6 protein-coding genes are annotated in these 8,388 nt (G+C 70.7%); 5 read left to right on the top strand and 1 reads right to left on the bottom strand.

Features of this window, described 5'->3' with window-relative positions:
- The first annotated feature begins 115 nt into the window (after positions 1-115).
- The 5 genes from kdpB (at position 116) to JWR81_RS26740 (ending at position 7,666) form a co-directional block, all read left to right on the top strand.
- On the top strand, positions 116-2,137 hold the full coding sequence (kdpB, locus tag JWR81_RS26765; RefSeq protein ID WP_297658894.1) for a potassium-transporting ATPase subunit KdpB: 2,022 nt from the start codon (positions 116-118) through the stop codon (positions 2,135-2,137).
- Positions 2,138-2,142: 5 nt separating this feature from the next.
- Positions 2,143-2,784, top strand: a complete 642-nt coding sequence (gene kdpC, locus JWR81_RS26760) for a potassium-transporting ATPase subunit KdpC (protein WP_297658887.1) — start codon at positions 2,143-2,145, stop codon at positions 2,782-2,784.
- Between the two features lie 90 nt (positions 2,785-2,874).
- Positions 2,875-3,792: a response regulator gene (locus tag JWR81_RS34565; protein ID WP_367278863.1), complete on the top strand. Its 918-nt coding sequence runs from the start codon at positions 2,875-2,877 to the stop codon at positions 3,790-3,792.
- A gap of 174 nt (positions 3,793-3,966) precedes the next feature.
- Positions 3,967-6,564 (top strand): ATP-binding protein, encoded by a 2,598-nt coding sequence (locus JWR81_RS26745; protein WP_297658889.1) that lies wholly within the window; start codon positions 3,967-3,969, stop codon positions 6,562-6,564.
- A 262-nt stretch (positions 6,565-6,826) separates the two neighbouring features.
- Complete coding sequence (locus JWR81_RS26740) at positions 6,827-7,666, top strand: sugar phosphate isomerase/epimerase (protein WP_297658885.1); 840 nt, start codon at positions 6,827-6,829, stop codon at positions 7,664-7,666.
- On the opposite strand, the gene JWR81_RS26735 is transcribed toward JWR81_RS26740, so the two are convergent.
- Entirely contained in the window at positions 7,630-8,037 is a 408-nt protein-coding gene (locus JWR81_RS26735) for a hypothetical protein (protein ID WP_297658883.1), read from the bottom strand. The genes JWR81_RS26740 and JWR81_RS26735 overlap by 37 nt on opposite strands.
- Between the last annotated feature and the right edge of the window lie 351 nt (positions 8,038-8,388).

Genomic DNA, 8,388 nt, shown 5'->3' with positions numbered 1-8,388 from the left:
TCGCGGAAGGTCTGCACTGATGTCCCTGACCACTGAGCGGCCCCCGGTCCCGACCGGGCCCGCCGCACCCCCGCAGGCACCACACCGCATATCCGGCGGGCTGCTCGACCCGAAGATGCTGCTCAGCGCTTTCCCGGGCGCGGTGCGCAAGCTCGATCCCCGCCTGCTCGGCCGCAACCCGGTGATGTTCGTGGTCGGCGTGGGTGCGCTGCTGACCACCGCGGAGGCGATCAAGACACCCAGCGTCTTCGCGTGGGTGATCACGGTCTGGCTGTGGCTGACGGCGATCTTCGCGAATCTGGCGGAGGCTGTCGCGGAGGGCCGCGGCAAGGCGCAGGCCGAGACGCTGCGCCGTACCAAGACCGAGACGGTGGCGCGCCGGCTGACCGACTGGCGGCCGGGCGTGTCGTCGCCGCACGAGGAGCCGGCGCCCGCCGCCGAGTTGCGGCTGGGTGACTATGTGGTGGTCGAGGCCGGACAGGCCATTCCCGGTGACGGCGATGTCGTGGAGGGCATCGCGTCGGTGGACGAGTCGGCGATCACCGGTGAGTCGGCGCCCGTCATCCGTGAGTCCGGCGGCGACCGGTCCGCGGTCACCGGCGGCACACGGGTGCTGTCGGACCGGATCGTGATCCGGATCACCTCCAAGCCGGGCGAGACCTTCATCGACCGGATGATCGCGCTGGTCGAGGGCGCTTCCCGGCAGAAGACGCCCAACGAGATCGCGCTGAACATCCTGCTGGCCTCGCTGACCATCGTCTTCCTGCTGGCCGTTGTCACCCTCCAGCCGCTGGCGATTTACGCGGGCGCTCCTCAGTCCATCGTGGTCCTGGTGGCTCTGGTGGTGGCGCTGATCCCGACCACGATCGGGGCGCTGCTGTCCGCGATCGGTATCGCCGGTATGGACCGGCTGGTGCAGCGCAATGTGCTGGCGATGTCGGGGCGCGCCGTCGAGGCGGCCGGCGACGTCAACACCCTGCTGCTGGACAAGACCGGCACCATCACCCTCGGCAACCGCCAGGCCTCGGGCTTCCTCCCGGTCGCGGGTGTCACCGCCGACGCGCTCGCCGACGCCGCGCAGCTGGCCAGCCTCGCCGACGAGACACCCGAGGGACGCAGCATCATCGTGCTCGCCAAGACCGCGTACGGACTGCGGGAACGCCAGCCGGGTGAGCTCGACGGCGCGCTCTTCGTGGAGTTCACCGCCCAGACCCGGATGAGCGGCGTCGACCTGCCCGGGGACCGCCGGATCCGCAAGGGCGCGGCCGGCGCCGTGCGGGCCTGGGTGCGCGACAACGGAGGCTCGGCCGACCCGGAGCTCGGGAAGACGGTCGACGCGATCTCCGCGTCCGGAGGCACGCCCCTGGTGGTGGCCGAGCACGTCCGGGGCACCGCGAGGGCTCTGGGTGTGATCCACCTGAAGGACGTGGTCAAGGACGGTATCGCCGAACGCTTCGCCGAACTGCGAACCATGGGCATCCGCACCGTGATGATCACCGGTGACAACCCGTTGACCGCCAAGGCCATCGCCGCGGAGGCCGGCGTCGACGACTTCCTCGCCGAAGCCACCCCCGAGGACAAGATGGCCCTCATCCGCAAGGAGCAGGAGGGCAGCAAGCTCGTCGCGATGACCGGGGACGGCACCAACGACGCGCCCGCCCTCGCCCAGGCCGACGTCGGGGTCGCCATGAACACCGGCACCTCGGCGGCCAAGGAGGCCGGGAACATGGTCGACCTGGACTCCAACCCGACCAAGCTGATCGAGATCGTCCAGATCGGCAAGCAGCTGCTCATCACCCGCGGCGCGCTGACCACCTTCTCCATCACCAACGACGTCGCGAAGTACTTCGCGATCATCCCGGCGATGTTCGCCTCGGTCTATCCCGGCCTTGGCAAGCTCAACATCATGGGCCTGCACAGCCCCACGTCGGCGATCACCTCGGCGATCATCTTCAACGCCCTGATCATTCCCGCGCTGATCCCGCTGGCGCTGCGCGGTGTCCGCTACCGGCCCGCCGCGGCCTCCACGCTGCTGGCCCGGAACCTGCTGTTCTACGGCATCGGCGGTTTCATCCTGCCGTTCATCGGAATCAAGATCATCGACCTGATCGTCCAGTTCATCCCAGGGATCGGTTGACATCCATGAGCATCGCCACCCGCCTGCCCGCACCGGTCCGGCAGCACCTCGCCGCGCTCCGCGCCCTGCTGGTGTTCACCGTCCTGCTCGGCATCGTCTATCCCCTGGTCATCACCGGCATCGGGCTGGGCATCTTCCCCAGCCAGGCCAACGGTTCCCTGGTCCAGGTCAACGGCACCACCGTCGGCTCCAGCCTGATCGGGCAGCCGTTCGTCGACGCCAATGGCAACCCGTTGCCCCAGTGGTTCCAGCCCCGGCCCTCCGCGGCCTCCGACCCGTCCAACAGCCAGGATCCCGGTTACAACCCGCTGTTCTCCGGCGCGTCCAACCTCGGGCCCACGAACCCGAAGCTGATCAAGAACATCGAGGCCCGGCGGGCCGCGGTCGCCGCCTTCGACGGAGTGGCCCCCCAGGACGTCCCCCCCGACGCCGTCACCGCCAGCGCGTCCGGCCTGGACCCCGACATCTCACCGGCCTACGCCGCCGAACAGATCAACCGGGTGGCGGGCGCCCGTCACCTCCCCACGGCGACCGTGGCCGCGCTGGTGGCCGCCCACACCCAGGGACGGGTCCTCGGCTTCCTCGGCGAACCGAGGGTCGACGTCGTCGACCTCAACCTCGCGCTCGTACCCGGCGGCACCTCGTGAGTCCCAGCCCTCCGACCCGGACCCGTTCGGTGAGGAAGCGAGGCCTGTCACCAGGACGGTCTCCGGACCCGGTCCCGTGGGCAGGCTGAGATGGCGCGGCTGCTGGTCGTCGACGACGATCCCCAGTTGCTGCGCGCGCTGAGCATCATCCTGCGCGCGGCACACCACGACGTACAGACCGCCGTGGACGGCGCCGGCGCACTGGCCTGCGCCGCCCAGCAGCACCCCGACCTGGTCATACTCGACCTCGGACTGCCCGACATCGAAGGTACGGCGGTGATCAGCAGGCTGCGGGACTGGACCACCGTGCCCATCATCGTGCTCTCCGGGCGCACGAGCGGCGACGACAAGACCGTCGCCCTGGACCTGGGCGCCGACGACTACGTCACGAAACCGTTCTCCGCCATCGAACTACAGGCCCGCATCCGCGCTTCGTTGCGCCGCGGCGCCGTCACGACCAGCACCGATCCCGGCGCCGTGAACCTGAGCAGGCACCGCATCGGGGACTGGGTGATCGACCTGGCCGCCCATACCGTGACTCGTTCTCCGGCAACCGGCGATACCCCGGGCCGCACCGGCAACGACGTCCCGGCGATCCCGACCTGCGGTGGTCCTGCGACACGTTCCGCGTTCGGGGCACCCGAACCAGCTGCGACCGAGACCGCACCCGATGACCCCGGCGCCGGAGCCGGCCCGACGAGCGACGATCGGATGCACCTGACACCGACGGAATGGCGGATGTTGGCGGTGCTGCTGCGTCGCCCCGGCCGGCTCGTCGAATCCCGGGATCTGCTGAACGAGGTGTGGGGCGAGGGCCACGACACCGCCACCAACTATCTGCGGATCTACATGTCACAGCTCCGCGCGAAACTCGAACCGGTCCCGTCACATCCACGGCATCTCCTCACCGACCCCGGTTTCGGCTACCGCTACCAGCCTGACCCGCCGTCCGCAGGCAGCCCGCCACCCGGACAGCAGAGACGGGGTGGAGCCGATGACCACCCGTGAGCCGGCATCGGCCGCAGGATCGGTCGAGCGACCGGCACAGGCCCGGCCATGAACCCCGCCAGGCGCGGGCTGGTGCGGCCTTCCGCGGTTCCACCGACGGTCGCTGCCCCGCTCGGCGACCCTCCAGCAGCACCGCTCCCGACGGCCGCGGCACGGCGGGCGCGGCGGGGCTGGCTGCGGGTGTACCTCGGGGCTGCCCCTGGAGTGGGCAAGACCTTCGCGATGCTCGCCGAAGGGCGCCGCCGGGCCGACCGCGGCACCGACGTGGTCGTCGGGTTCGCCGAGTGCCACGACCGGCCCCGGACCGAGGAGCAGCTCGATTCGCTCGAGACGGTCCCCCGCGTCACGCGCCACTACCGCAACGGCACGTTCACCGAGATGGATCTCGATGCGGTGCTCGCGCGGAACCCCGAGGTGGCGCTGGTCGACGAATTGGCCCACACCAACGTCCCCGGCGGCCGTCACGACAAGCGCTGGGAGGACGTCGTCGAACTGCTCGACGCCGGGATCAACGTGATCACCACCGTCAACATCCAGCACCTGGAATCCCTGAACGACGTCGTCGAGAAGATCACCGGCGTCCCGCAGCGGGAGACCGTGCCCGACGACGTGGTGCGAGCGGCGAACCAGATCGAGCTGGTGGACATGAGCCCGGAATCGCTGCGCCGTCGAATGGCCCACGGCAACATCTACGGCCCGGAGAAGGTCGACGCCGCCTTGAGCAACTACTTCCGGGTCGGCAACCTCACCGCCCTGCGCGAGCTCGCCCTCATGTGGGTCGCCGACCGCGTCGAGGAAGGCCTGCAGCACTATCGCGACGAGCACGCCATCGCCGAGACCTGGGAGACCCGCGAACGCGTCGTCGTCGCCGTGACCGGCGGGCCCGAGGGAGAGACGCTCATCCGTCGAGCCGCCAGGATCGCCGAGCGGACCGGCGGCGGAGACCTGCTCGCCGTCCACGTGGCACGGAGTGACGGTCTGACCGGGATATCGCCCACTGCGCTGGCGCACCAACGGCGACTCGTCGAGTCCTTGGGCGGCTCCTATCACGCGGTCGTCGGCGATCACGTGCCGACCGCGCTCCTCGACTTCGCCCGCGCCGAGCACGCGACCCAGCTCGTCCTCGGGGTCAGCCGGCGGGGACGGCTCGCCCAGTCGCTGACCGGGCCGGGCATCGGCGCCACCGTCTCCCGTCACAGCGGCGACATCGACGTCCACATCGTCACCCACGAGCACGCCGCCGGCGGGCGCAGGCTGCCCGCCGGTCACGCCGACCTCTCCCTACGCCGGCGACTCGCAGGAGCCCTGGCGGTACTGGTCCTGCTGCCCGCGCTCACCGTCGGCCTGACCGGGCTGCGCACGGTGCTGACACTGCCCAGCCAGATCCTCTCCTACCTCGTCGTCGTCATCGGCGTCGCGCTGGTGGGGGGCCTCTATCCGGCCCTGGTCGCGGCCATCGCGGCATCACTGCTCATCAACTACTTCTTCGTCCCGCCGATCGGCAGCCTCACCATCGCCGAGCCCAACAACATCGTCGCGGTGATCGTGTTCCTGCTCGTCGCCGCAGCGGTCAGCGCCGTCGTGGGGCTGGCCGCTCGCCGCACCGGCCAAGCCGCGCGAGCCGCGGCCGAGGCCGAGACACTGTCGGTGCTGGCCGGCAGCGTGTTGCGCGGCGAACAGGCCCTCCCCGCCCTGGTCGCCCGGCTCCGGGAGACGTTCGGCATGGAATCGGTCGCGCTGCTGCAGCGCGTCACCGATCAACCGGACGCCGCGCGAGGATCGCCGGAGCCGGCACCGGCCCCTACGGCGTTCGACGGGGGCGGCTGGATCACCGTGGCATGCGCAGGTCCGAGTCCGTGCGCGAACCCGCGGGAGGCCGACACCATCATGGCGGTCGGTGACACCGCCCTGCTCGCACTGCGCGGACGTACGCTGCCCGCCACCGACCAACGCGTCCTCGCCGCCTTCGCCGCTCACACCGCCACCACCCTCGAACAGCAACGCCTCGCCCGTGGCGCCGCCCAGGCCCGCCAGCTCGCCGAGCTCGACCGCGTGCGCACCGCGCTGCTCGCCGCGGTCAGCCACGACCTGCGCACTCCGCTCGCGGCGGCGAAGGCCGCGGTCTCCGGCCTCGCCGACCCCGGAGTCACCTGGTCCGATCACGACCGTGCCGAGCTGCTCGCCACCGCCGACGAATCGCTGGACCGGCTGACCGGGCTGGTCCACAACCTGCTCGACGCCAGCCGGCTCCAAGCCGGTGCGATGCCTGTGCGCGTCCGCGCCGTGGCCCTGGCCGAGCTCGTGCCGATCGCTCTCGCCGAACTCGGCCCACCGGGTTCCGCGGTCGTCGTCGATATCCCCCAGGACCTGCCCGATGTCACCGCGGACCCCGAGCTGCTCCAGCGTGTCATGGTCAACATCACGGCCAACGCGCTGCACCACGCACCTGCGTCCAGTCCCATCCTGATCACGGCCAGCGCCTTTCACGACCGTGTCGAGATCCGGGTGATCGACCGCGGGCCCGGCGTGCCCGACGACGCCCGCGACGCGATCTTCGTGCCGTTCCAGCGCCTCGGCGACACCGACAACACCACCGGGATCGGGCTCGGACTCGCTCTCTCCCGCGGCCTGACCGAAGCGATGGGCGGCACCCTCACCGCTGACCACACCCCTGGCGGCGGGCTCACGATGACCCTCTCTCTCCCGGCGGTCGCGGCGACGACCAGGACGCCGGTATCGGGCGACGAGAGCTCCCCGGCCGAAGCCGGCTAGCACCATCGGAAGGCGACCGGGCTCGTCCTGCGGCAGGCCCCGAAGCCTCGTCGAGGTCGTTCCCGTCCGGGCCGGCGGCAACACCTTCCGGGCAGTGGGACGGCGTGGACTCGGACGGACGGGCCGTGACTCACTTGCCGAGCGGATGTCGGGCGAGACGGGCGGCCATGGCGCCGGACGGGCAGATGCGCAATGGGAGAGATCGCCGTCCGCGCCCGGCGCGGCGTCCTGCCCGCCCTGGACGGATCGCGAGGCTGAACACATGGTCGACGCAGCACCGCTGGTGGTCAGCTCCTACACCCTCGGCACCGAGGTCGGTTTCGTCGACCGGGTGCGCGCCGCCGCCGGTGCCGGGTTCGACGGCATCGGGTTGCGAGCGGAGAACTACCGGGCGGCCGGTCTCGGCGACGCCGCGATGCTCGCCGTCGCGGAGCAGCACGGGGTGCGGATCCTGGAGGTCGAGTACCTCACCGGGTGGGGCACGCCGGCCGACCGCGACGAGGCGCAGCAGGAGAAGGAGCGGACCGTCTTCCACATGGCGCGCGCGTTCGGCGTGCGCCACCTCAACGCCGGCCTGCTGGAGGAGCTCCCGCTCGACGTCATGGCCGAGGCCTTCGCGGCGCTCTGCATGCGAGCAGGCCCGGAGCTGACCGTCGCACTGGAGTTCATGCCCTACAGCGGCGTCCCCGACCTCGCGACGGCCTGGCGGATCGTGCAGGGTGTGCCGAACGGTGGCCTGATCGTCGACAACTGGCATTGGGCGCGTGCCGGGCAGAAGCCCGCCGACCTCGACGAGGTGCCCGCCGAGCGGATCGTGTCGGTGCAGCTGTGCGACGTGCGGGCAGAGCCGATGGAGCCGCTGCGCGCCGAGTCGCTCGGCCACCGGCTGCCGCCCGGGCAGGGGTTCGGCGACACGATCGGCCTCGTGCAGGCGCTCTCCGACCATGGCGTCACACCCGCCGTCATGGCGGTGGAGGTGATCTCCGACGAGCTGGTGGCCCGTGGCGTGGAGATCGCCGCGCGGGTGACGGCGGACGCGGCCCGGGAGGTCCTCGCCCGCTGCGGCTACCGCGGGGCCGGCTTCCCTGAGGCCGACTGCTGAGCGAGCCCGATCATGTGTTCAGAATCGAGCCGCGCGTTGAACCGGGCCGGGAACACCGGGTTCGCCGATACCAGCAAGGTGTTGTTCTGTGCGACGAAACCGGGCTTCCGAGGATCGGACGGGACGAGACCGATGCCGGTGCCCTCGCCGCCGGCACTCCAGTTCATCGAGCCTTCGAAACCTATCCCTTGACCGACGAGGACACCTCCCTTGGTGTGCGATATCTGATGGGTGGCCGACTCCAGGATCGCGAACGAATTGTAGAAGTCCGGATCGTTCGCTTCGTCCAGTGCGACGATCTGCTTCTCGTGCGTTCCGCCGGCCTGAGACCGGTCGAGGCTGGCCTGCACCCGGACGTTCGGGTTCTTCATCAGGGCGATGATGTCGGCGGCTGTTCACTCGAACGGCAGCAGTGGTCGGCGCCGACCCCTACAGCGATACGTGCACTGATCCGGTATCGGCCCTGGTCCGCGACTCGGTCGGTGCAGCAGGCGCCGGCTGCCGCCGGATCAGCCCGCCATGCGCAGACCGCCGCCACGGTTTCGTCCTCATGGGCCGAGACCGCGAACTGATCGGACCGTCGAGAGTGTGAGCCGGGTCGGCGCCGTCGAAGCAACCTGTGGCGAGCACGCTCGGCCGTGCGGGTGGGGATACTCGGGGAGGGCAAGCCGATGGGCGTGCGCAGGTGGCTCGATTCGTGGCCCGTCTATCGCCAGCTCACC

Origin of the sequence: Pseudonocardia sp., from assembly GCF_025965585.1 — a bacterium.
Taxonomy (GTDB): domain Bacteria; phylum Actinomycetota; class Actinomycetes; order Mycobacteriales; family Pseudonocardiaceae; genus Pseudonocardia.
Note: the sequence above shows the minus strand (reverse complement) of the source record. Positions and strands in the feature narration are given on the sequence as shown.